The 23,482-nt window shown below is 33.4% G+C and carries 22 protein-coding genes; 13 read left to right on the plus strand and 9 right to left on the minus strand.

Going from position 1 to position 23,482, the window contains the following annotated elements; genetic code table 11:
• Window positions 1-54: 54 nt before the first annotated feature.
• From C1S72_RS09575 to C1S72_RS09590, 4 genes are all read left to right on the plus strand, one after another.
• The gene (locus C1S72_RS09575; RefSeq protein WP_104735378.1) at window positions 55-3,135 is read left to right on the plus strand and encodes a leucine--tRNA ligase; all 3,081 of its coding nucleotides are present in this window, start codon (window positions 55-57) and stop codon (window positions 3,133-3,135) included.
• 238 nt (window positions 3,136-3,373) lie between these two features.
• Window positions 3,374-3,901 (plus strand): hypothetical protein, encoded by a 528-nt coding sequence (locus C1S72_RS09580; protein ID WP_104735379.1) that lies wholly within the window; start codon window positions 3,374-3,376, stop codon window positions 3,899-3,901.
• 138 nt (window positions 3,902-4,039) lie between these two features.
• Window positions 4,040-4,735, plus strand: a complete 696-nt coding sequence (locus C1S72_RS09585; RefSeq protein WP_104735380.1) for a zinc metallopeptidase — start codon at window positions 4,040-4,042, stop codon at window positions 4,733-4,735.
• A gap of 93 nt (window positions 4,736-4,828) precedes the next feature.
• A complete protein-coding gene (locus tag C1S72_RS09590) occupies window positions 4,829-5,533 on the plus strand; it encodes a Bax inhibitor-1/YccA family protein (RefSeq protein WP_104735381.1) in 705 nt (234 codons plus the stop codon).
• Window positions 5,534-5,585: 52 nt separating this feature from the next.
• Here C1S72_RS09590 and C1S72_RS09595 read toward each other — a convergent pair whose 3' ends face one another.
• Together C1S72_RS09595 and C1S72_RS09600 are read right to left on the minus strand one after the other, a co-directional pair.
• The gene (locus C1S72_RS09595) at window positions 5,586-6,056 is read right to left on the minus strand and encodes an Lrp/AsnC ligand binding domain-containing protein (protein ID WP_104735382.1); all 471 of its coding nucleotides are present in this window, start codon (window positions 6,054-6,056) and stop codon (window positions 5,586-5,588) included.
• On the minus strand, window positions 6,057-7,421 hold the full coding sequence (locus C1S72_RS09600) for a saccharopine dehydrogenase family protein (RefSeq protein ID WP_104735383.1): 1,365 nt from the start codon (window positions 7,419-7,421) through the stop codon (window positions 6,057-6,059).
• Window positions 7,422-7,500: 79 nt separating this feature from the next.
• Between C1S72_RS09600 and C1S72_RS09605 the strand changes: the two genes are divergently transcribed.
• The 3 genes from C1S72_RS09605 to C1S72_RS09615 all read left to right on the plus strand — a co-directional run bounded on the left by C1S72_RS09605 (window position 7,501) and on the right by C1S72_RS09615 (window position 10,623).
• On the plus strand, window positions 7,501-7,896 hold the full coding sequence (locus C1S72_RS09605) for a DUF423 domain-containing protein (RefSeq protein WP_104735384.1): 396 nt from the start codon (window positions 7,501-7,503) through the stop codon (window positions 7,894-7,896).
• Between the two features lie 59 nt (window positions 7,897-7,955).
• Complete coding sequence (gene pckA / locus C1S72_RS09610) at window positions 7,956-9,569, plus strand: phosphoenolpyruvate carboxykinase (ATP) (protein ID WP_104735385.1); 1,614 nt, start codon at window positions 7,956-7,958, stop codon at window positions 9,567-9,569.
• Window positions 9,570-9,672: 103 nt separating this feature from the next.
• Entirely contained in the window at window positions 9,673-10,623 is a 951-nt protein-coding gene (locus tag C1S72_RS09615; protein WP_104735386.1) for a T9SS type A sorting domain-containing protein, read from the plus strand.
• A gap of 76 nt (window positions 10,624-10,699) precedes the next feature.
• On the opposite strand, the gene C1S72_RS09620 is transcribed toward C1S72_RS09615, so the two are convergent.
• Together C1S72_RS09620 and C1S72_RS09625 are read right to left on the minus strand one after the other, a co-directional pair.
• Window positions 10,700-11,449: a uroporphyrinogen-III synthase gene (locus tag C1S72_RS09620; RefSeq protein ID WP_104735387.1), complete on the minus strand. Its 750-nt coding sequence runs from the start codon at window positions 11,447-11,449 to the stop codon at window positions 10,700-10,702.
• Window positions 11,450-11,472: 23 nt separating this feature from the next.
• Complete coding sequence (locus C1S72_RS09625) at window positions 11,473-12,120, minus strand: DUF4271 domain-containing protein (RefSeq protein WP_104735388.1); 648 nt, start codon at window positions 12,118-12,120, stop codon at window positions 11,473-11,475.
• A 107-nt stretch (window positions 12,121-12,227) separates the two neighbouring features.
• Here C1S72_RS09625 and C1S72_RS09630 point away from each other — a divergent pair, with 107 nt between their 5' ends.
• From C1S72_RS09630 to C1S72_RS09640, 3 genes are read left to right on the plus strand one after another with little or no spacing between them, the layout of a single operon-like run.
• On the plus strand, window positions 12,228-12,953 hold the full coding sequence (locus C1S72_RS09630; protein ID WP_104735389.1) for a polyprenol monophosphomannose synthase: 726 nt from the start codon (window positions 12,228-12,230) through the stop codon (window positions 12,951-12,953).
• Between the two features lie 4 nt (window positions 12,954-12,957).
• Complete coding sequence (locus C1S72_RS09635) at window positions 12,958-14,298, plus strand: dihydroorotase (RefSeq protein ID WP_104735390.1); 1,341 nt, start codon at window positions 12,958-12,960, stop codon at window positions 14,296-14,298.
• The gene (locus C1S72_RS09640) at window positions 14,295-14,765 is read left to right on the plus strand and encodes a DUF4296 domain-containing protein (protein WP_104735391.1); all 471 of its coding nucleotides are present in this window, start codon (window positions 14,295-14,297) and stop codon (window positions 14,763-14,765) included. Before C1S72_RS09635 ends, C1S72_RS09640 begins: the two co-directional genes overlap by 4 nt.
• Here C1S72_RS09640 and C1S72_RS09645 read toward each other — a convergent pair.
• Complete coding sequence (locus C1S72_RS09645; protein ID WP_317045761.1) at window positions 14,762-15,850, minus strand: NAD-dependent epimerase/dehydratase family protein; 1,089 nt, start codon at window positions 15,848-15,850, stop codon at window positions 14,762-14,764. The two genes, C1S72_RS09640 and C1S72_RS09645, sit on opposite strands and share 4 nt — an antisense overlap.
• A gap of 9 nt (window positions 15,851-15,859) precedes the next feature.
• On the opposite strand from C1S72_RS09645, the gene tyrS reads away from it, so the two are divergent.
• Complete coding sequence (gene tyrS / locus C1S72_RS09650) at window positions 15,860-17,170, plus strand: tyrosine--tRNA ligase (protein ID WP_104735392.1); 1,311 nt, start codon at window positions 15,860-15,862, stop codon at window positions 17,168-17,170.
• A gap of 100 nt (window positions 17,171-17,270) precedes the next feature.
• On the opposite strand, the gene C1S72_RS09655 is transcribed toward tyrS, so the two are convergent.
• The 3 genes from C1S72_RS09655 to C1S72_RS09665 form a co-directional block, all read right to left on the minus strand.
• Complete coding sequence (locus tag C1S72_RS09655) at window positions 17,271-18,251, minus strand: long-chain-fatty-acid--protein ligase (RefSeq protein WP_104735393.1); 981 nt, start codon at window positions 18,249-18,251, stop codon at window positions 17,271-17,273.
• A 71-nt stretch (window positions 18,252-18,322) separates the two neighbouring features.
• Window positions 18,323-20,050: a T9SS type A sorting domain-containing protein gene (locus C1S72_RS09660; RefSeq protein ID WP_104735394.1), complete on the minus strand. Its 1,728-nt coding sequence runs from the start codon at window positions 20,048-20,050 to the stop codon at window positions 18,323-18,325.
• Window positions 20,051-20,148: 98 nt separating this feature from the next.
• A complete protein-coding gene (locus C1S72_RS09665) occupies window positions 20,149-20,487 on the minus strand; it encodes a T9SS type A sorting domain-containing protein (RefSeq protein WP_104735395.1) in 339 nt (112 codons plus the stop codon).
• 190 nt (window positions 20,488-20,677) lie between these two features.
• On the opposite strand from C1S72_RS09665, the gene C1S72_RS09670 reads away from it, so the two are divergent.
• Both C1S72_RS09670 and C1S72_RS09675 read left to right on the plus strand, forming a co-directional pair.
• Entirely contained in the window at window positions 20,678-21,361 is a 684-nt protein-coding gene (locus C1S72_RS09670) for a response regulator transcription factor (RefSeq protein ID WP_104735396.1), read from the plus strand.
• Window positions 21,361-22,398: a sensor histidine kinase gene (locus C1S72_RS09675; protein WP_104735397.1), complete on the plus strand. Its 1,038-nt coding sequence runs from the start codon at window positions 21,361-21,363 to the stop codon at window positions 22,396-22,398. The genes C1S72_RS09670 and C1S72_RS09675 overlap by 1 nt, the downstream gene beginning before the upstream one ends.
• On the opposite strand, the gene C1S72_RS09680 is transcribed toward C1S72_RS09675, so the two are convergent.
• Window positions 22,372-23,433: a glycosyltransferase family protein gene (locus C1S72_RS09680; RefSeq protein WP_104735398.1), complete on the minus strand. Its 1,062-nt coding sequence runs from the start codon at window positions 23,431-23,433 to the stop codon at window positions 22,372-22,374. The two genes, C1S72_RS09675 and C1S72_RS09680, sit on opposite strands and share 27 nt — an antisense overlap.
• Window positions 23,434-23,482: the final 49 nt, after the last annotated feature.

The raw sequence follows: 23,482 nt of genomic DNA on the forward strand, positions 1-23,482 counted from the left end.
ACAGTCTTATAATAAAGCGTAAATTTGCCGTTTTACAAGCGGAAAAACAGTACGATGAAATACCATTTCAACGAGATAGAAGCCAAATGGCAAAAATATTGGGCAGAGCACCAAACCTTTAAAGCTGAAAACCATTCAGATAAACCAAAATATTACGTATTGGATATGTTTCCGTATCCAAGTGGCGCAGGTTTACATGTTGGGCATCCGTTAGGGTATATCGCTTCAGATATTTATGCGCGTTATAAGCGTCATAAAGGATTTAATGTGTTGCATCCACAAGGTTATGATAGCTTTGGATTGCCAGCCGAACAATATGCTATTCAAACGGGTCAGCATCCTGCAGTAACGACCGAAGCCAATATTAAAACCTATCGTCGTCAGTTAGATCAGATTGGCTTTTCCTTCGATTGGTCGCGAGAAGTACGCACAAGTGATCCCAATTATTACAAATGGACACAGTGGATTTTTATTCAACTGTTCAACTCGTGGTACAACAAGGAAAATGATAAAGCTGAGAATATTAGTGAGTTAATAAAGGTATTTGAAACCGAAGGTAATGCTCACGTTAATGCAGCATGCGATGAGGATGTTGTTTATTTTACGGCAGAAGAATGGAAAGCGTTTTCGTCTGAACAACAACAAGATATTTTATTACAATACCGACTAACCTATTTAGCAGAAACCGAAGTCAATTGGTGTCCAGAATTAGGGACTGTTTTAGCCAATGATGAAATAGTAAATGGTGTTTCTGAACGCGGCGGACATCCTGTAGTTAGAAAAAAAATGACTCAATGGTCTATGCGTATTTCAGCTTATGCCGAACGTTTATTGCAAGGTTTAGAAACTATAGATTGGACAGATTCATTAAAGGAAAGTCAACGCAATTGGATTGGAAAATCGGTTGGTGCATCAGTCACGTTTAATGTAAAGGAACATGATGCCACTATTGAAGTCTTCACAACCCGACCCGATACTATTTTTGGAGTCAGTTTTATGACATTAGCGCCAGAACACGACTTGGTTTCTCAAATCACAACAGATGAACAGCGTGCTGAAGTTGAAGCTTATGTTGAAGCGACGGCAAAACGTAGTGAACGTGATAGAATGGCTGATGTAAAAACCATTTCAGGAGTGTTTACAGGTGCTTATGCAGAACATCCATTTACCAAAGAACCGATTCCAATTTGGATTGGCGATTATGTATTGGCGAGCTATGGAACAGGAGCCGTAATGGCTGTGCCTTGTGGCGACCAGCGTGATTATGATTTCGCCAAGCATTTTAATATACCGATTCCTAATATATTTGAAGGCGTAGATATTTCAGAAGAAGCCTTTGCTGATAAAGAAAATACCAAAATTTCGAATAGTGATTTCCTTAATGGCATGAACTATAAAAAAGCAACCAAACGTGCTATTTTCGAATTAGAACAAATAGGTCAAGGTGAAGGCAAAACCAATTACCGTTTGCGTGATGCCGTGTTTTCTCGCCAACGTTATTGGGGCGAACCTTTTCCTGTGTATTATGTGAATGGTATGCCGCAAATGATAGATGCGCAACATTTACCAATTACCTTACCAGAAGTTGAAAAATATTTACCAACCGAAACAGGTGAACCGCCGTTAGGCAATGCGACGGTTTGGGCTTGGGATACTACAAAAAATGAAGTGGTTTCTAACGACCTTTGTCATGCTGAGCCTGTCGAAGCATCTCTCAACGGCGTATATCCACTAGAACTCAACACCATGCCAGGTTGGGCAGGCAGTAGCCAGTATTTTAATCGTTATATGGATCCACATAATGAGGATGAAATTTTCTCACAAGAGGCGGTTAATTACTGGCAGCAAGTGGATCTATATATTGGAGGAAGCGAGCATGCTACAGGTCACTTGTTATATGCACGTTTCTGGCAAAAATTTATGTACGATTTAGGTTTGGTACCAGTTGATGAGTTTGCTAAAAAACTGATTAACCAAGGGATGATTTTGGGCACGAGTGCTTTTGTTAAAAGAATTGGTTTTAAAGTTTCAGATTTGAACGGACAAATATTAAATGGAAGTCCGGAGGATAAAGGCAACTTTAAGAAGTTACAAGATGAATTAGAGATTGTAGATAATATTTATATATCAGAAGATTTAATCAAATTTTTAAAAATTGCCTACAATTCTAGTAATGAGAAATTTGGCGAGGATGAAAAAAGACATAATCAAAAGAGGAATGAAATTTTAAGTCATTTTGATAAATGTATTCTTGAAAAAGTCCAAAAGTATAATTTAGAAGGTAAAGTAGGTGTCTTTTTAGGTGAATTTTATAAAACACATGTGAAAGTTCAATATGTTAATTCATCTGATGAATTAGATATTAATGGCTTAAAAAGCGATAGTGAGTTTGGTGAAGACTATAATGAAGCTATTTTTATAGGAGAACCTTTTACAGTTTCTCGAGACGTCGAAAAAATGTCCAAATCCAAATACAATGTGGTTAATCCTGATAGTATTTGTGAAGACTACGGTGCCGACAGTTTACGCTTATACGAAATGTTTTTAGGGCCTCTTGAGCAATACAAGCCCTGGAATACAGCAGGTATTACAGGAGTGCATGGTTTTCTTAAAAAACTGTGGAAGTTGTATGTAGATGATAATGGCTTTAAAGTTACAGATGCAGAACCAACAAAGGAGAGTTTAAAAACCTTACATAAAACCATTAAAAAAGTAGAAGAGGATATTGAGAGTTTTTCGTTTAATACCTCTGTATCTACCTTTATGATTGCGGTAAATGAGTTAACCGCTCAAAAATGCACCAGTCGTGACATTTTAGAACCATTAATTGTGTTGATTTCACCTTATGCACCGCATATTGCGGAAGAATTATGGAGTCAGTTAGGTCATGAAGAATCCATATCAACGGCACCTTTTCCAAAGTATGAAGAAAAGCATTTAGTAGAAAGCAGTAAGAATTACCCTATTTCCTTTAATGGTAAAATGCGTTTTACGTTAGAGCTGCCATTAGATATGAGCAAAGAAGATATAGAAAAAACAGTTTTAGCTCACGAAAAAACCCAAGACCAATTACAAGGCAGAACACCTAAAAAAGTGATTGTGGTGCCTGGTAAAATTGTAAACATAGTCGGCTAAATTCCTGTAAAAACAGGAATCGTTTTTTGTCATCCTGAACTTGATTCAGGATCTCATACGATTTGTGTTTAATTTTTACTACAAAACTTCTCGATACAATTTGTTCGTAACTCACAAATCACTCGAAGTGACGATAAATCATTCTCTCGTCAGTTCGAGTGTTTATTTTTGAAGTGGCAACGAAAAAAATAAATGTATCGAGAACTTGATTATCTTTATAATTTCAATTAAAATAATCATGAAACAAATTCTTACCACAATATTGGTTTTAGTTTCTCTTTTCACATTTTCCCAATCCGACTCCTTGCAATTCCCACAAGACTTCTACGGTATCTACAAAGGCGATTTACACATCACCAATGCCAGAGGAAAGCAAACCATACAAATGGAATTTCATTTAAACTCAACTGATACTGTTGGAAAATATCAATATATGTTGGTATATATTATGGATGGAAACAGACAGGAACGCCACTACAATTTATTAGAAAAAAATGTTGAAAATGGCGAGTATATGGTAGATGAAAATAATGGCATTGTATTAGATGCCAAATTAATTGATAATACCATATTTTCCATGTTTGAAGTGCAAGGGAGTATCTTAACAACTACCGAAAGGTTTTATAAAGATAGCATGGATTTCGAGATTACTTTTGCCAATAAATCACAACAAACAAAATCTGGAACAGAAGGCGAAGATGCCACGGAAGTGATTTCCTACCCTATTTCAGTGCTTCAAAAAGCACACTTAATCAAGCAAGAATAATCTACGTCAGTTCGAGTGAAATGTTTGTAAAACATTTTGTATCGAGAACTTAAAACCTGACAAAATTTCTTAACTAATATTTGGCTTATTTTTTGATAAATAACTACTAAATTTATATTTCAATATAAGAATAAAACGATGATTGAATATTATATATTAATCGGAGCGATTGCGCTAGTTAGTTGGTTAGTGAGTAATCAATTAAAACAAAAATTTAAAAAGTACTCAAAAGTCCATTTACGAAATGGCATGAGTGGAAAGGAGATAGCAGAGAAAATGTTATCTGACAATGGTATTTATGATGTTGAGGTTATTTCAACACCAGGACAGCTTACAGATCACTACAACCCTAAAAACAAAACGGTTAATTTAAGTGAGTCTGTTTACAGTCAGCGTAATGCTGCTGCTGCAGCTGTTGCTGCCCACGAATGTGGTCATGCTGTGCAACATGCACAGGCTTATAGCGCATTACAAATGCGATCGGCATTGGTGCCAGTAGTTTCAGTCACTTCAGGCATGTCGCAATGGTTGGTTTTTGGTGGATTGGTTTTAGGTGCTGCTGCTGGTGTGGGTATGGGCTTTTGGATTGCGGTTCTAGGATTAATTTTTATGGGAGCCGCAACCTTGTTTAGTTTTATCACCTTGCCAGTAGAATATGACGCTAGTAATCGTGCTTTGGCATGGTTAAAAAATAAAAACATGTTATCACAACAAGAATATGCAGGCGCTGAAGATGCCTTAAAATGGGCTGCTAGAACCTATTTGGTAGCCGCAATAGGTGCATTAGCCTCTTTATTATATTGGGCTTTGCAGATTTTTGGTGGTCGTGATTAATAAATCAAAGAATATAAATTATAAAGTCAGATACGCGTATCTGACTTTTTTTTTCTTAAATTTCAGCTATTAATTATAACTAACCAATCATTTATGGAAAATCAAATTCAAGAACCTTTATTGTTAAGTCAAGTTTCAGATGCAGAACGTATTGCATTTTACAAAAAGACCTATGCACATGTGGCAGGAGGTGTTTTAATTTTTATTCTATTTGAATATCTATTGTTGCAAAGTGAAACCATTGTCAATTTTATGTTGTCAATGACAGAGGGTTACAGGTGGTTAATTATGTTAGGTGGTTTTATGTTCGTTACCAATTATGCTGAACGTATGACTATGAAAACGACAAATACAAACACGCAATATTTAGCTTATTGTCTGTATATTTTCGCTCAAGCTTTAATTTTTGTGCCACTAATTTATATCGCCATAGTTTATACAAATTCTGGAATGGAATTACTAAATCAGGCAGCCATTGTTACTTTGGCATTATTTACAGGATTGTCAGCTGTTGTTTTTGTAACTAAAAAAGATTTCTCGTTTATTAAAACAGGTTTAACTATTGGATTCTTTATTGCTATTGGTTTAATAATAGCAGGTACGTTATTTGGTTTTAATTTGGGATTATGGTTTTCAGTTGGGATGTGTTTATTAGCTGGAGGATCAATATTATATCAAACATCTAATTTGGTTAATAAATACTCAACAGAAGATTATATTCCAGCTTCATTAGGCTTATTTGCGTCCCTAATGTTATTATTCTGGTATGTTTTATCTATCTTTTTATCTAGAGATTAATTTATAAGTAAAATAATTCAATAAAAAAGCTCCTGAAATTTAGGAGCTTTTTTTATAATTCTATTTGTCTATCTATCTGTTGTGCCAGCGATATAAAAGTTTCAGTTCTTGAAACGCCTGGTATAGATTGAATGTCTTTATTTAGCAAGTGCATTAAATGTTCATTATCCCTGCATAATATTTTAATAAAGATGCTCCAGTTTCCTGTCGTGTAATGGCATTCTAAAACTTCAGGAATTTTCTCGAGTTGTTTTACGGCTTTCGGATTGCTCATGGCTTTATCGAGATATATACCAATAAAGGCCATAGTTGTATAACCTAAAACTTTGGGGTTAATTACAAATTTAGAACCAGATATAATGCCAGAGGCTTCCAATTTTCGCAAACGCTGATGAATAGCAGCGCCAGAAACACCTACTTCTTTAGCGATAGCTAAAATAGGTGTTCTGGCATCTCGCATCAATGCACGCAAAATAGTTTTGTCTATACCATCAATCTCAATATTTTGATTAACCACTTTCATTTATAAGTTCAATTGGTTGTAACCCAAATAAGGCACTTCTGCTTCCTTAAATGTGATGTCATATTCTTCCAATTCCTTTAAAATAGGCTCGTAAACTTCTTTTGTAATTGGCATTTGAACACCTGGTGTTGTGATTTTTTCGTTTAGTATAGCTAATGTAGCGATAGCAACAGGTAAACCTACTGTTTTTGCCATAGCTGTATAAGTTTGATCTTCACCCAATGTAACCATAGTAGAATCTATCTGGTGCTTTTCACCATTAAGTTCATATCCAAATTTATGGTACATCACAATCATATCTTTATCATCCTCGGCTAGAGTCCAGCTATCCATCAATATTTTTTGTAGTATTTGCGCTGGAGTCGCTTTTTTAAGCTCTACCATCTTTTTATTACTGAATATATCCAATTCCATAAGTTTGTCCCAAACAATGTCGTCTTGGTCTATTTTTAGTGCATGTCTGAATTTTAATTCTACAGAATCTGTTGGGCTATATGGTAAAAAGGCATTTACAAAATCACGATACGACATGTTTTCGCTGTCATCTATCGTATATTCATCATCCGTCATTCCCAACTGCACAAACATGTTCCAGGCACGACTAAAACCTACACGACGCATGGTGCCTCGATATAAGGTTTTAGCATAATCTAGGCCGTATGCCGATTGGTATTTTAAAGAATCACGATTAGCATAAGCTTCAAATCGCCCATAACCTTCAACATCTAAAAATTCAGTACGCCTAAATAATCTGTTGTATGGAATATACTTATAGGTGCCTTCTTGTAAGAATTTTGCAGCACCTCCTTGACCAGCTACTACTACATTTCTCGGATTCCAGGTAAATTTATAATGCCATAAATTATTATCACTTTCAGGAGCTACCAAGCCACCAGTGAATGATTCAAATAAAATAATATTTCCGCCTTTTTCACGAATACGATCAATAACCTGCATTGCACTCATATGGTCAATACCAGGATCAACACCAATTTCATTCATAAAAATAAGTCCTTTTTCTGTAGCCGCTTTATCAAGCTTTTGCATCTCTTCACTTATATATGAAGCAGTAACCATATTCTTATTAAATGCAATACAGTCGCGAGCTACTTCTATATGGAACCTTGCAGGTAACATGGAAATAACAATATCACAATTTTGTATAGCCGACTGTCTGGAAGACTTGTCAAACACATCAAGCATTATGGCTTGAGCGTTTTCATGATTATTTATAAGTTTTTTAGCATGTGAAAAATTAACATCGCCAACTATAATTAAAAGGTCTTCTTTTTCAGATTTATCAAGTAAGTATTTTATAAGATATGATGCCGATTTGCCTGCACCTATCACTAATATCTTTCGCATAATGGAATTTGTTGAGTATTTTTGTGTACACGAAAGTAGTAAATACAAATTGTTATAAAAACTCAATTCATAATTTAATATGAACAAAAAACTATTAGTATTAGGGGCAATTCTTGGAGGGCTAGCTGTGGTATTAGGCGCATTTGGTGCTCATGGATTAAAGGATTTGATTTCTACTGAATCAATTGATGTATATGAAACAGGTGTACGTTACCAAATGTATCATGCTTTCTTTTTATTGTTTGTTGGATTGGCACATTTTCTTGATACCAAAACCAAGAAAATATTGTTCTATTTAATACTATTTGGAGTGTTGCTATTTTCTGGCTCTATATACGGATTGGCGACCAATTCATTGTCGTCATTCGATTTTAAAACCATTGGATTTATAACGCCTATTGGTGGTTTATTGTTAATTGTTGCTTGGCTTTTATTGTTAATAAAGTTTTTGAAAAACCAAGTTGATATTTCATAAAATTAGATGGCTACTTTAAAATAATGTTTAATTTTGCATCATAAACAACACAAAATATTATGGTCGATCATACCCAAGCTTCGAAAACGATTTCGTTAGAAAACTACGGAATAAAGAATGCTAAAGTTCAGTATCAATTATCTTCAGAACAATTACACAATATCACAATAGAAAAAGGTCAAGGCGTTGAGGCATCCTCTGGTGCTTTAGCAGTTAATACAGGTGAGTTTACAGGACGTTCGCCAAAAGACCGTTTTATTGTTAAGGATGACATTACAAAAGATCGCGTTTGGTGGGGAAACATCAACATTCCTTTTGATTCTGATGACTTTGCTAAGCTGTATGATAAAGTGACAAATTATTTATCTGAAAAAGAGGTTTTTGTCAGAGATTGTTATGCTTGTGCTGATGATAATTACAGATTAAATATTCGTGTTATTAATGAATATCCTTGGAGCAATATGTTTGCCTACAACATGTTCTTAAGGCCTGAGGCTTCAGAATTTGATGATTTTACACCAGAATGGACAATTGTTAATGCGCCAGGTTTTATGGCTAATCCAGAAGTTGATGGAACACGTCAACATAATTTTGCCATTTTGGATTTCACAAGAAAAATAGCCTTAATTGGTGGGACAGGTTATACAGGAGAAATTAAGAAAGGAATTTTTTCTGCATTGAATTTTATATTACCAGTGTTCAAGAATACCTTACCTATGCACTGTAGTGCTAATGTTGGTGAAGATGGTGATACAGCTATCTTTTTTGGTTTATCCGGAACAGGTAAGACTACATTGTCTGCAGATCCTAAAAGAAAACTAATTGGTGATGATGAACACGGATGGACAAATGAAAACACGGTTTTTAACTTTGAAGGTGGTTGTTATGCTAAAGCCATTAACTTAACAGAAGATAATGAGCCAGATATATATAGAGCTATAAAGAAAGGTGCGATTTTAGAAAATGTTGTCATGAACGACAATGGTGATGTAGATTTTACGGATACTTCCATAACTCAAAACACACGTGTGAGTTACCCAATACATCACATTGATAATATTCAAGTGCCATCAATTGGAAAGAACCCTAAAAACATTTTCTTTTTAACAGCAGATGCCTTTGGAGTGTTGCCTCCTATTTCAAAATTAACACCTGGACAAGCTGCATATCATTTTATTTCTGGTTATACGGCTAAAGTAGCAGGTACAGAAGCAGGTATCGATGAGCCATTACCAAGTTTTTCTGCATGTTTTGGAGCGCCTTTTATGCCGCTGCATCCCACAAAATATGCTGAAATGTTAAGTGCCAAAATGAAAGAAGCAGGTGTTAATGTTTGGTTGATTAATACGGGTTGGACAGGTGGTCCCTACGGTGTTGGAAGTAGAATAAAATTAAAATATACACGAGCCATGATAACGGCTGCGCTTAATGGTGATCTCGATGAGGTGAACTATGAAACGTACCACACGCATTCCGTTTTTGGTTTATTGCAACCAAGACATTGTCCCGGAGTTCCTTCAGAAGTGTTGAGCTCTCGAAGAACATGGGATAATGACGAAGGATATTACAAAGCTGCTTACAAATTATCGGAATCTTTTAGAGAGAATTTTAAGAAGTTTGAATCGTACGCTAACGACGAAATTCTTGCTGGAGCGCCCAATTTAAAGCCTTAAATAGGGTGTTTCGGTAATATTTTAGACGTAATGCACGTTTTTAGCTTGTTTGTGTACTGCAAAAGTGGTAATTTTATAGGTTGAATATATAATTATATAACCCATGAAAAAAACTACTTATTTACTTGCAATACTTATTGCATTTCAAACTTTAACCTTTGCGCAATATACTGCTATTCCTGATAGCAATTTTGAGCAAGCCCTGATTACTTTTGGCTATGATTCCGAAGGTACATTAGATGGCCAAATACTAACTGCTGATGCTGTAGGAGCAACAGGATCATTAGCCTTTGCTGGTCAAAATATTTCAGACATTACAGGTATTGAGGCTTTTACTAATATTGATGGCCTTAATATGTCTTACAACCCGATCAATGTAGCGGTTGATTTAACATCAAATTCGTTGCTAACATCTGTTAACTTTGAAGAGTGTAATAGCTTACCGGGTTTAACAATTACAAATTTGACAGATCTACAAGTGCTTAATGTATTTGGAACAGCCATGACTACTCTTGATGTTTCAACTAATACAGCTCTTACTGATTTTACAGCGAGAAATGGGAGTTTAACAAGTTTAGATTTGTCAGCTAATACGAGTATTGTTTCTGTTAATGTAAGAAACTGTGCCTTGACAAGTCTAGATATGCGTAATGGAAATAACGCAAACGTAACAAGTTTTAATGCTGATTTCAATGGTAATTTAACATGTATTTTTGTTGATGATACTACAGAACCGAATTTAACTACATGGTCCGTTGACGCAGGAAGTACATTTGTTGAAAATGAGGCTGAATGCGCTACGTTAAGTGTTAAATCTGTCAAAGCTTTAGTTTTTGATTTATATCCTAATCCTGCAACTGATAGAATTAATATTGCCTCTAAAACACAGTCTGCTTCTGTTGAAATTTATAATATCACCGGAAAAAGGGTTTTCTCTAGAGACTTAAATTTAGGAGATAATGTTATTAATATCGGGTCATTAAAATCAGGTGTATATCTTGCACGATTGATTTCTGATTCTAATGTTGAAACTAAAAAACTAATAATTAATTAGAGCATTTTTAAATATTATAAACACAAAAAAAGCACAACTTCAAGTTGTGCTTTTTTTGTGTTCTATATAGATAGAATTATTTTTTCTTATTATTTTCCTTAATATATTTTTCCAAAGCCATAGTCATAGATGGTGTTTCAGGCGTTGGTGCAGCTATATCTACGCGTAATCCATGTGCTTCAACTGCTTTGATAGTTGTGTTTCCAAAAACAGCAATGCGCGTTTCATTTTGCTTAAAATCAGGAAAGTTATGGAATAAAGATTCAATTCCTGATGGGCTAAAAAAGACTAATATATCATAATACACATTAGCTAAATCAGACAAATCACTAATGACTGTTTTATAAAACACAGCCTCTTTCCAATTTACATTTAAGGCATTCAAAGTTTCTGGAACTTCAGGTTTTAATTTATCAGTTGTAGGCAGTAAGAATGTTTCGCCTTTATATTTTTTTATTAGCGGTGATAAGTCGGCAAAATTACGTTTACCAACATAAATTTTACGCTTTCTGTAAACAACATACTTTTGTAGATAGTAGGCTACTGCTTCAGACTGACAGAAGTACTTCATAGTATCGGGTACTTTGAAACGCATCTCTTCTGCTACTCTAAAAAAGTGGTCAACGGCATTTCTGCTAGTTAGAATAATGGCAGTGTATTTATTTAAATCAACTTTTTGTTGTCTAATTTCTTTTACATCTACTCCTTCAACATGTATAAACGGCCTAAAGTCGATTTTTACTTTTTGCTTTTCCTGAAGATCAAAATAAGGCGAATTTTCTATTTTAGGTTCTGGTTGAGATACTAAAATTGTTTTCACTTTCATAAATAAATGTCATTTTTCTAACCTTAAAAATCAATTATAATACTGAATATAATGACGTAAGGTGCGATTTCAAGTGCGCAAAGATACAAAATAAAATAGAATAAATTTTGTTTAATTAGATTTTGATAAACCTTTAATGTAGTCAATAAACCGATAAAAAAAACAAGTAAAATTATGGCCACTATACAATAGATAATTATTGGGCTACCTTGGAAACTGTAAATAAGCAATGCGTTTAGAGGTAATAGTAAAATACCAACGAAATTTTTATAGCTAATTTTTTGAAACAGGTAATTATCAATCAGGAAATCAATATCAAAAACACTACCAATTAACCGTTCAACCAATATTTTCATGATTATAAAAATGGCAACAGCTAAAAATAATTTAAGCATTAATATCAAAGATATTTCAACTGAACTATAGAGTTCAGTAAAAGAGAGAATACCAAAAATAGTAATTGAGAATACAAAATTTCCAAAAAGCATCGCATCAAAAAAATCAAAAAACTTCTGATCCTTTGAATAAATTTTAAGGTATTTAGAATTACCTAAAACAAAAACAAAATCGTTAAAACGCTTGGCGAATAATACTTTTGTGATTGCTATTAGAATTAAACCAATAACAAAACAAATTGTAAATAAATCATTTGATATTACAGGGCGTAGCATATTGTAAAATTATTATAAATTATTCTATCAGGCAGTAATATTTTAAGGAATATTTAAAAAAAAGTATCTCTCAAAAGTTTACATTTGTTAAAAATTAAGAGCTTTTAATGCAGGATGCTATTGTTATAATCCCAACTTACAATGAGATTGAGAATATTGAAGCCATTGTCCGAGCCGTTTTTTCTCAAGAAAAACAGTTTCATATTTTAGTGGTTGATGACAACTCTCCTGATCTTACAGCATTAAAAGTAAAAGAATTACAAAAAGACTTTCCGCAAAGATTACATCTTTTGCAAAGAGAGGAAAAAACAGGTCTTGGTACAGCTTATATTGCTGGTTTTAAATGGTGTCTAGAGCGAAAATATGATTATGTTTTTGAAATGGATGCTGATTTTTCTCATAATCCAAATGATTTGATAAAACTTTACAATGCTTGTCAAATTGAGAACGCTGATATGTCCGTTGGATCACGCTATGTAAAAGGTATAAACGTGGTTAATTGGCCAATGAGCAGAATTCTTTTGTCTTATTTTGCATCGAAATACGTAAGGCTTATAACACAAATGAAAATTCACGATACAACAGCAGGATTTGTATGTTATAAAAGAAAAGTACTTGAGACAATTGATTTGGACGCTATAAAATTTGTTGGCTATGCTTTTCAAATTGAAATGAAATTTAAGACCTATTTAGAAGATTTTAAAATTGTTGAAGTTCCTGTGATTTTTACTGATCGTGTTAGAGGAAAGTCTAAAATGAGTGGCAGTATCATTTCGGAAGCTATATTTGGTGTAATAAGTATGAAATTAAATAGTTTGTTTAATAAAGGTTAATAGTATGAATAACTTGCTTATAAAAAATGCAAAAATTGTTAATGAAGGTATTATCAAAGAATGTGATATCTACATTGAGGGTGAAACGATTAAACAAATTGGAAATTCGATAAATGTTAATTTAGAAAAGACAAAAGTTATTGATGCATTAGGTAACTATGTGATTCCAGGAGTCATTGATGATCAAGTGCATTTTAGGGAGCCTGGATTAACACATAAAGCCGATATTGAAAGTGAGTCAAGAGCTGCTATTGCAGGTGGTATTACATCATATATTGAAATGCCAAATACAAATCCGCAAACAACGACAATTGAAAAATTGAAAGAAAAGTTTGAGATAGCCTCTAAAAAATCATTTGCAAACTATTCGTTTATGTTTGGAGGCACCAATGATAATCTTGAAGAAATATTAAAAGTAAACACCAAAGAGGTAGCAGGTTTAAAACTGTTTTTAGGGTCTTCGACAGGAAATATGTTGGTTGATAATCCCGAAATTTTAGAAAAGATTTTTTCAAGTACAGATATGATTATTTCTGTTCATTGTGAAGATGAGGAAACCATAAGAAAGAATACCGAAATTTATGTAGATAAATATGGTGATGATATTCCTATTAAATATCACCCGATTATTAGAAGTGAAGAGGCTTGTTATTTGTCATCTTCAAAAGCTATTGAATTGGCTAAAAAAACGGGTGCAAGATTACATGTTTTTCATTTGTCAACAGGAAAGGAAACCCATTTATTTTCAAATGATATACCGCTGAAGGACAAAAAGATTACTGCTGAAGTATGCATACATCATTTGTGGTTTTCAGATGCTGATTATGAAGAAAAAGGCACTAGAATAAAATGGAATCCTGCTGTAAAAACGGCAAGTGACAGAGACGAATTATGGAAAGCGTTATTGGATGATAGAATTGATGTTATTGCCACAGATCATGCGCCACATACTGTTGATGAGAAAAATAACCCTTATGCCAAAGCACCTTCTGGTGGACCATTGGTTCAACATGCATTAGTTGCAATGTTTGAGGCCTATCATCAAGGAAAAATTTCAATTGAAAAATTGGTTGAAAAAATGTGTCATAATCCAGCTATTTTGTTTCAAGTAGAAAAGCGAGGGTTTATTAAGGAAGGTTATTTTGCAGATATGGTTATTGTAGATATAAATAATCCATGGACTGTGCAGCCAGATAATATACTATATAAATGTGGTTGGTCACCATTTGAAGGCGCAACTTTCAAATCCAAAATAACACAAACTGTACTTAATGGTAAAGTCGTTTATAATAACAATAAAGTAAGTGACATAAAATCGGCAAAAAGATTAACTTTTAATAGATGAACAGAGTAGTAACAATATTACTTATTAGTATAATTACTTTTTGTAGTTGTAAGAATGACAATTTGCCTGAAAAACCAGAAAACTTGATCTCTGAAGACAAGATGGTTCACATCCTTATTGATTTATCAATACTGTCCTCGGCAAAAGGACTCAATAAAAAAATATTAGAGAATAATGGTATTACACCTGATGAATATGTGTATCAAAAGCATAATATTGACAGCGTGCAATTTTCAGAAAGTAATACCTTCTATTCTTACTTTATGGATGACTATTCTAATATTTACTCACGTGTCAAGGATAGTTTGGAAAAGTTAAAGCTTAAATACTCAAAATTGGAACAAGCTGAAAGCGAAAAGAAGAAGGCTGATAAAGCAAATAAACAAAGAGATTTAACAAAAGACTCAGTTCGTATCCCAAAAAAGGATAAATTATTAACACCCCCTCCAATAGAAGACGAGTATTAATTATAGGTCTTTAAAAACTGGTTTGCTACAGTTTGAATACTTTTCTCAATTGGCATGAAATTATAATCTAAAGTTTGTTTGATTTTTGTATTATCATAATCTACTTGATTAAATAACGAAGCCACCATTTGTTTCACTAGCAAACGACGTTTACCTGTTAGTTTGTGTTTTAACCAATCTAAACGCCAGGCAATTGCAAGTAGCCAAGGTTTAGCTTCTTTTATTGGAGGCTCTACCTCTAAATGTTTGGCAATAGTATTTATAAAATATTGATAAGAAATATTATCAGCTACAAGTATGAATCTCTCATTAGCAATGTCACTTTTTAAGAGGTTGGTCATAATGTTTACAACATCAGTAACTGCAATAGCTCCAACACGTCCGTTAGTGTAAAAAGGCAACTTATTGTAAACCTTTTTTATAATGTTACCACTTCCATGAGACCAAATCCCACCGCCAATAATGATTCCGGGATTCACAATTACAGCAGGCAAACCTTCTTGTGTTCCACGCCATACTTCCAGTTCGGCACCATATTTAGTAATGGCATAAACACTGTTGTCTGCTTCTGCGTTCCATGCTGTTTCTTCATTTATAACATTGCTTTTAGATGATTCTCCTAATGCCGCAATAGAACTTACATAGCATAACTTTTTGACGTTATTAGAAATAGATAAATTGACAATATTTGCAGTGCCTTCAATATTAGTCCTTCGCAATAAATGGTATTTATCAGGTTCAAATGAAACAAAGGCAGCACAGTGATAGACATATGTCACACCAATAAAGGCGTCGGATAACTTGGGAATATCCAATAAGTCACTTTCAACCCAATCAATTTTATTATATAGATCTATGGGATTGTCAGTATAATATGAAAAGACTTTTTTGACAATTTCTAGCTTTTTAGGCCTTCTGTAAATAGCCCTAACCGTCTCATTTTTACTAACCAAGTGGTAAAGTAAATGAGAGCCAACAAGACCTGTTCCTCCAGTAACCAATATCATACAACCAAAATAAAGAATTATTAATAAAGACACAGTAATTATGCATTGATTTTTATCTTTGCCAAGATTTAATTTCATTTTTGGATTATGACAAATGCATTTGTAGAAGAACTACGTTGGAGAGGTATGGTACATGATATTATGCCAGGAACTGAAGAGCAACTCAATAAAGAAATGACAACGGCATATATTGGGTTTGATCCAACCTCTGATTCGTTGCACATTGGTAGTTTGGTACCTATTATTTTATTAGTGCATTTAGAGAAAGCAGGACATAAACCCATTGCTTTGGTTGGAGGTGCAACAGGAATGATTGGTGATCCTTCAGGGAAAAGCGATGAACGTAATTTACTGGATGAAAGCACATTAAATCAGAATGTTGCCGGAATAAAAAATGTGTTATCTAGATTCTTGAATTTTGATTCAGAAGCGAAGAACGCGCCAGTTTTAGTGAATAACTATGATTGGATGAAAGATTTCACGTTTATAGATTTTGCTCGTGATGTAGGAAAGCGAATTACTGTAAATTATATGATGGCAAAGGATTCTGTAAAGAAGCGTTTGTCTGGGGAAGATGGCAGTGTTGGTATGTCATTTACAGAGTTCACATATCAGCTTATTCAAGGGTACGATTTTTACCATTTACATAAAACACATAATTGTATGTTGCAAATGGGAGGAAGTGATCAATGGGGAAATATTACAACAGGGACTGAATTGGTAAGGCGTATGAATGTTGGTGAAGAGGCTAAAGCTTACGCAATGACCTGTCCTTTAATCACCAAGGCCGACGGCTCTAAATTTGGTAAAAGTGAAGGTGGTAATATTTGGTTAGATGCTGATAAGACTTCAGTATACAAATTTTACCAATTCTGGTTAAATACGTCTGACGAGGATGCAGAAAAGTACATCAAGATTTTTACATTTTTAGATAAAGCAACGATTAACAGTCTAATTTCAGAACATCAAGAGCAACCTCATTTGCGTTTACTTCAAAAAAGACTAGCAGAAGAGATAACTACTTTCGTTCACTCTAAAGAAGAATGTGATAATGCCGAAAAAGCATCAAACATATTATTTAGCAAATCCTTTAATGAAGATATTAGAACCTTGAACGAAAAAACCTTTTTGGATGTTTTTGAAGGTGTTCCTCAAGCTGAAATTTCACGATCAGATTTTGATGAAGGTTTAGATATGATTGGAGCACTTTCAGCTAAAACAAATTTTCTAGCTTCAAACGGTGAAGCACGAAGAGCTCTGAAAGAGAATTCGGTTTCAATCAACAAAGATAAAGTAAACGAAAGCTATATCATTAGCAAGACTGATTTGATAAATGACACCTATGTTATTATCAATAAAGGAAAGAAAAACACCTATATTATAAAAGTTGTTGAATAAGAAAACGCCTGATAATCCAGGCGTTTTCTATTAACCAACCAGCTAAAAAAATAAGTTTTCTTTTTCTAGCAAGTCTTTTGTCGTTAATTAGGCTTTTAACTTACAAAGCCATTAGATTACATCCTCTGATATCAGAATTATCAAATCTACCAATAATTTCAAAAGAGCCATCAGTATGAACACGACCAAGATCTTGGGTCGCGATAAACGAACAAGAATTAATATTGGCTAAATCAATTATATTGATTCCTCCCGTTTTGTTGTTTTTTTGAATTGATAAAGCGTCTTCTGGGTCTCGTGTTAAAACTTTCATCCAATTTGGACACTTAAAAGTTCCATTTCCATTAGAATATGCTTGGCTTAATAATTCTGTCATACCGTATTCACTATGAATGGTATTAACTCCAAAGCCATTTTTTAGAATAGTATGCAGCTCATCTCTAATGATTTCTTTGCGCCTACCCTTCATACCACCAGTTTCCATAACAATCGTGTTTTTTAATTTAAACTGATGTTTTTCTACCAAGTCTAGAAGAGCAAAGGAGACACCTATCAACATAACTTTCTTTGAACTTTCATCAAGCTTCTCTAGCTTTGTTATTAATTTGTCAAGATTGTTTAAATAAAAACCACTATCGGGATTCGTGGATTTTTTTAAAAGCTTATCTACCATATAAACTAATGAAGATCCATCACGTTCTAAATAGGATGGAAGCAATGCTAAAAAGGTATAGTCTTTAATACTTCCATAAAAGTGATAGAACCCATTTAAAAAACTATTTTCATACAAATTTAAATCGGTTATAAAATGTTTACTGGCTATTGAACCTGTTGTTCCAGAACTTGTAAATGTTTTAATGACAGGGCTTTGAGAACTTAATACAGGTTTTGATTTGAAGAACTCAATAGGTAAAAAAGGAATATCATATATTGATTGTACTTCACTTGGATGCTTGTAAAGTAAATCACAAAATGAACGATAAACAATATTATTTTCAAATTGAAACCGAAAAATAGTTAAAGCTAATTCTTCAAAACTAGCATCAGATTTAATGTTGAAAATAGCTTTACTGTCTATCATACTGTAAAAATATGCAAAAATAAAAAGCGCTGCCAAATAGGCAGCGCTTATATATCATAAAAGCAGTTAGTTTATTTAACCACTAATTTTTTAGTAATTGATTTTCCGTTTTGAGATATCTGTAAAATATAAATACCTGTATTTAAACTAGAAACATTAACTCGATTGTTAATGACATTTGTATTTACAACACGTTTACCTAAAACATCATAAATAGCTACAGACATATCATTGCTATTTGAAGATGTAATGTTAACATAACCACTAGTAACAGGATTAGGGTAAACATTAAATTCACTGGTTTCAAAATTATCAACTGTTAAAGTAAGCTCGTTTAAAGAACGTGCTGTTACTTGAGGAGTAGCGCCAAATTCAGAAACAATAACAATCATGTTGTTATTTCCTGCAGGTATGGTTTCGCCAATATAATCCACTTCAGTAGCGTCAAAAGCTGTTCTGAATGTCATTGAAGAGCCACCTTGCAAAGAAGACGTATCATTAATCAAATAATCTTGATCTTCAACAAATGTGCTTCCTGCATCTGTAAAAAAAGCATCGTTAATTTGAACGATTTGTGATTCATAAGGCTCCCAATCATTCAACAGCGTAGCAATAGTGACAACTTGTGGTGTAATTGTTGATCCAGCAACAACCGCTGGGTTAACTGTAGGTACAAATTGAAGTACTCCTCCAAAAGAAGAAGATTGCCCTACAAGACCACTCATGCCATCACCAATAGAAAATGAGTTAGTGATTGTACCAGCACTATCATCAATTAATATGGCTGCACTATCATCTTGAATGTATTTTTGATTTCTATTGCTGGCATCTCTTACAAATGTTACTGTTGGTGTATTCTGTAATTCGTAATAACCACCTGTTCCATTAGTTTCAATCTCTGTTCTTAGAGCAGCAATATTTGCTACAGGAGTTGGTGCTAATACATCGAAAATAACAGTGGTTGATACACCAATAGGTTGATGACTGTTGTCAACCAAATTCATGGTAATAAAATAAGAACCACCATTTGTTACAGCTATTATTTCATCATCTGTATCATACTTCATTGGTTGTGCCACATCACCAGAACCACTATCTATAGTCCAGTGAATATGACCATCACCAGTACCACCATTTCCAGGTAACTCATCAACAACAAAATTTTGAACGTTAATTGATAATGTTACCATTGTTGTTCCCGGAGGAAAGAATGCACCATCTGTTGGAGACGTAATTGAAATACTTGGTGTATTGGCTGCCGTAAAAGTTTGACCAGTGTTAACAGCTCCATATGTGTTGGCTTGAGCTGGTGCCCAAGTAAACTCTTCATAGGTATCACCTGTGCCAGTTAATTGAAGCGAGTGACCTATTGGAGTTGAACTTGTTTCAGCAACACCAATATCAGTAGAAGTCATACCATTTGCAGTTCCATCGGTTGCAGTAAGTTCACCTTCATAGCTTAAAAATTGAATAACTGTTCCGCCATCATCAACAAGAGCGATTGCATCTGGAGAACCATTCTGTAAACTAGCAGTTAAGAAATTCAAGGTGCCATAACCGGCTTGTTGGTCAGCAATAGTACCACTTAAATTAAAGGTATCATAAAGTGCTCCATTACTACCGTTATAAGCTTCAATAGTCCATCCAGTTAAATCGGTTCCTGCTGGACCTGCTATTTCAACAGCTTCGTCAACATCACCACCAGCATTATCATAATGTAGTTCATTGATAAATACAGTAGTTTGACTAAACGCTGCGAATGAGATTAAAGTAAAAAGTAAAAAGTAAAGTTTTTTCATAATTAAAAAATATAAAATTAGGTAAACAAATATATGTAGAATTTAGGGTTTTTTCTAATTAAAAAAACCTCAATATGCTTTTTTACAATATGATAACACTACTTAACAATTAGTTTACGCGTTGCACTAAAACCATTTTCAGTAACTTTAATAACATAAACACCAGGCTTCAACTTGGAAATATTAAGTTCTTTACCATAAAGTGTAACAGATAATATTTCTTTTCCTAATACATTGAAAATAGCAACTTGTTTTGTGAAGTCATTTTTTGAAACAATGAATAATTTGCCGTTGCTTGTAGGGTTTGGGTATATTGATAAATCTTCAATAGATGACACGGTCTTATTGTTTTTATCTAAAGTGGATTGCGCATTACTAGTATGCAGAAAAGCACTGGCAACAAATAATAATATAAAAAAAGTAATTTTTTTAACCATATAGATAAGATTAATACTTACAAGTTAGGAATTATGTTCAATTTGTATGCCAAATTAAATGTTAAAATAGAATTTCATACGTTTAAATTTACAAAATTGTAATCTTAAAGTTACTTAAACGTTATTTGTGTTATTTTATAGTTTTAATCTTTGTTATTAATTTTATCTTTACTGTTCAGATTAATACAATATGAAGAAAAAAGACATTACAATATTATTGGTAGATGATGAACCAGATATTTTAGAAATAGTTGGTTACAATTTATCTGCTGAAGGTTATCAAATAATTACGGCTTCAAACGGAATAGAAGCTGTTAAAAAAGCCAAAAAAGAAAAGCCTCAACTTATTGTAATGGATGTTATGATGCCAGAAATGGATGGTATAGAAGCTTGCGAGCAAATAAGAAAGGTACCAGAGTTAAGTGATACTATCATTACATTCTTGACAGCGCGAGGAGAAGATTATTCTCAAGTTGCTGGTTTTGATGCAGGTGCTGATGACTATATAACCAAACCTATTAAGCCTAAAGTTTTAGTCAGTAAAGTGAAAGCATTATTAAGAAGACTAAAAGATGAAGAAGCTTCTGATTCTATCCTGAAATTGGGCCCTTTAGTTATTAATCGTGATGAATATAAAATCACTTTAAAGGGTGAAGAGATTATTTTGCCTAGAAAAGAATTTGAATTATTATCTTTATTGGCATCAAAACCAGGCAAAGTATTTAAACGAGAAGATATTCTAGATAAGGTTTGGGGTAATGAAGTTGTTGTTGGTGGTCGGACCATTGATGTTCATATTAGGAAACTCAGGGAAAAGATAGGAGACAAATCGTTTAAAACTGTGAAAGGCGTTGGTTATAAGTTTGTTGACTAATGCAAAAAATCAAAAAAACGTATAAGTTTGCGATTAAGACATCGCTCTATTTATCTATAATCTTAACACTCCTATTGAGTGTTTTTTTATATTTCACCAATACCTTAAGTTGGATAGTTATACCACTGTTACTGGTGTTTTGGTTACTTTCATTTATTACAATTCAGTATCGAGTTGAACGCTTTATCTACAGAAGAGTAAAAAAAATCTATGACGATTTAACACTTCTTGAAGCCACAACATTGAGGAATCAACCCATCACGACTGATATGGCAACGCTTACAAGAGAAATTGATAAGTATGCTAAAGATAAAAAGCTAGAGATAGAAACTTTAAAGGTTAGAGAAGAGTACCGAAAGGAATTTTTAGGAAATGTATCGCACGAATTAAAAACACCATTATTTACTGTGCAAGGTTACTTACTTACTTTAATAGATGGTGCTATTGAAGACAAAAAAATCCGAACTAAATATTTAAATAGAGCCAATAAAGGTGTTGAACGACTCATTTATATTGTAAAGGACTTGGATATGATTACCAAGTTGGAAGTTGGTGATTTAAGTTTGAATAAAGAATCATTTGACATTGTTGAGCTTATTCAAAGTGTTTTTGATTTACTGGAAATGAAAGCTGCCAAAAAGAAGATTTCCTTAACCTTTGACATGGATTATTCCAAACCTATTATGGTTTTTGCTGATAAAGAACGTATGCAGCAAGTATTGACCAATCTAATAGTTAATTCCATTAAATATGGCCGAGAAAAAGGTACCACAGAAGTAAGTATTGAAAATCTCATCAAAAATAAAGTTATAGTAAGAGTGACTGATAATGGTGAAGGTATAGCCAATGAACACTTAAAAAGAATTTTTGAACGCTTTTATCGTGTTGATAAAAGTGGGTCAAGAAAAGAAGGAGGCTCTGGTCTTGGGCTTTCAATTGTAAAGCACATTATTGAAGCACACAACGAACGTATTTATATTGAAAGTGAAGTTGACGTAGGCAGTGAATTTTCATTCAGTTTGGAAAAGGCTGAATAATTCCTTGTAATTTATTTCATAATCAAAAGTTTTAAGATCATTAAATTCAGTTATATCATCAAGCTTTTGAATTGAAAACTCGTCTTGATTACAACTAGGTACAAGTTTGTTTTTACTTAAGAGTTCTGCTAAATATTCTTGTTCAAATTGTCCAGGTGTAGGAATAAAAAAGGCTTTCTTCCCCAACTTTGCAAAATCCATAATAGTGGTATAACCAGATCGTGAGATTACCAGTTCACATCTGTTCAAAGAATCTTCAAGTAAATTACTGGTCATGTAATTGTAGAAAGTAATATTGCCTTTACGCTCTTTTTTAATCTCTCTTTCAACTAGCCCTTTTACAAATAATATTGCTCCTGAATATTGTTGTAATTCAATTGTGAGTTTTTGCTCTAAAATACTGCGTTGTGGTTCTGGACCGGATAACAAAACCATAATATCATATGTAATTGGTAAAGCAGCTTTTTTAAACCGACTTACAGGTCCAATGTATTTTAACTTCATGTCTGATGCGTTAATATGACCTAATTTACCACTTAAGCTGGGTTCTTCTCTATAATCAGGAACCCAGCATTCATCAAATTTCCGAATAATTTTTTCATGCATTTTAGTGCTCAACCATGTGGTACTACCACTCAATACTTGCAATTGATGGGTAATAAATACTGATGGTACTTTTTTAGAGTAAACACCAAATCTATTGTCAGATATAATTCCTGAAATGTTATAGTTTTCAACAATTTGTGAAGTAGCTTTTTTTTCAGCCTGTATGTTTTTTAGAATTCTAGGCGAGTCTTTTAATAGTTTGTATTTAAATAGCTTGCCTTTTTTGGAATAGGTGATATTGTATGACGGTAGAGATAAGCATATTAAATTAGGATATTCTTTTTTTAATAATTCCAAGGCTGCTCCATCGCTAGCTATAATGGGGTCAAAGTCATGATTAATAAGCGCATTAATAATAGGAATACATCTTGTTGCATGCCCTAATCCCCAATTTAGAGGTGCTATTAAAATACGTTTTTTGTGAGCCATTAAAAACAAAGGTAAGCATATATCTGCTTCAACATATTTCCGTAATTTT

Source organism: Hanstruepera ponticola (genome assembly GCF_002940745.1).
GTDB lineage: Bacteria > Bacteroidota > Bacteroidia > Flavobacteriales > Flavobacteriaceae > Hanstruepera > Hanstruepera ponticola.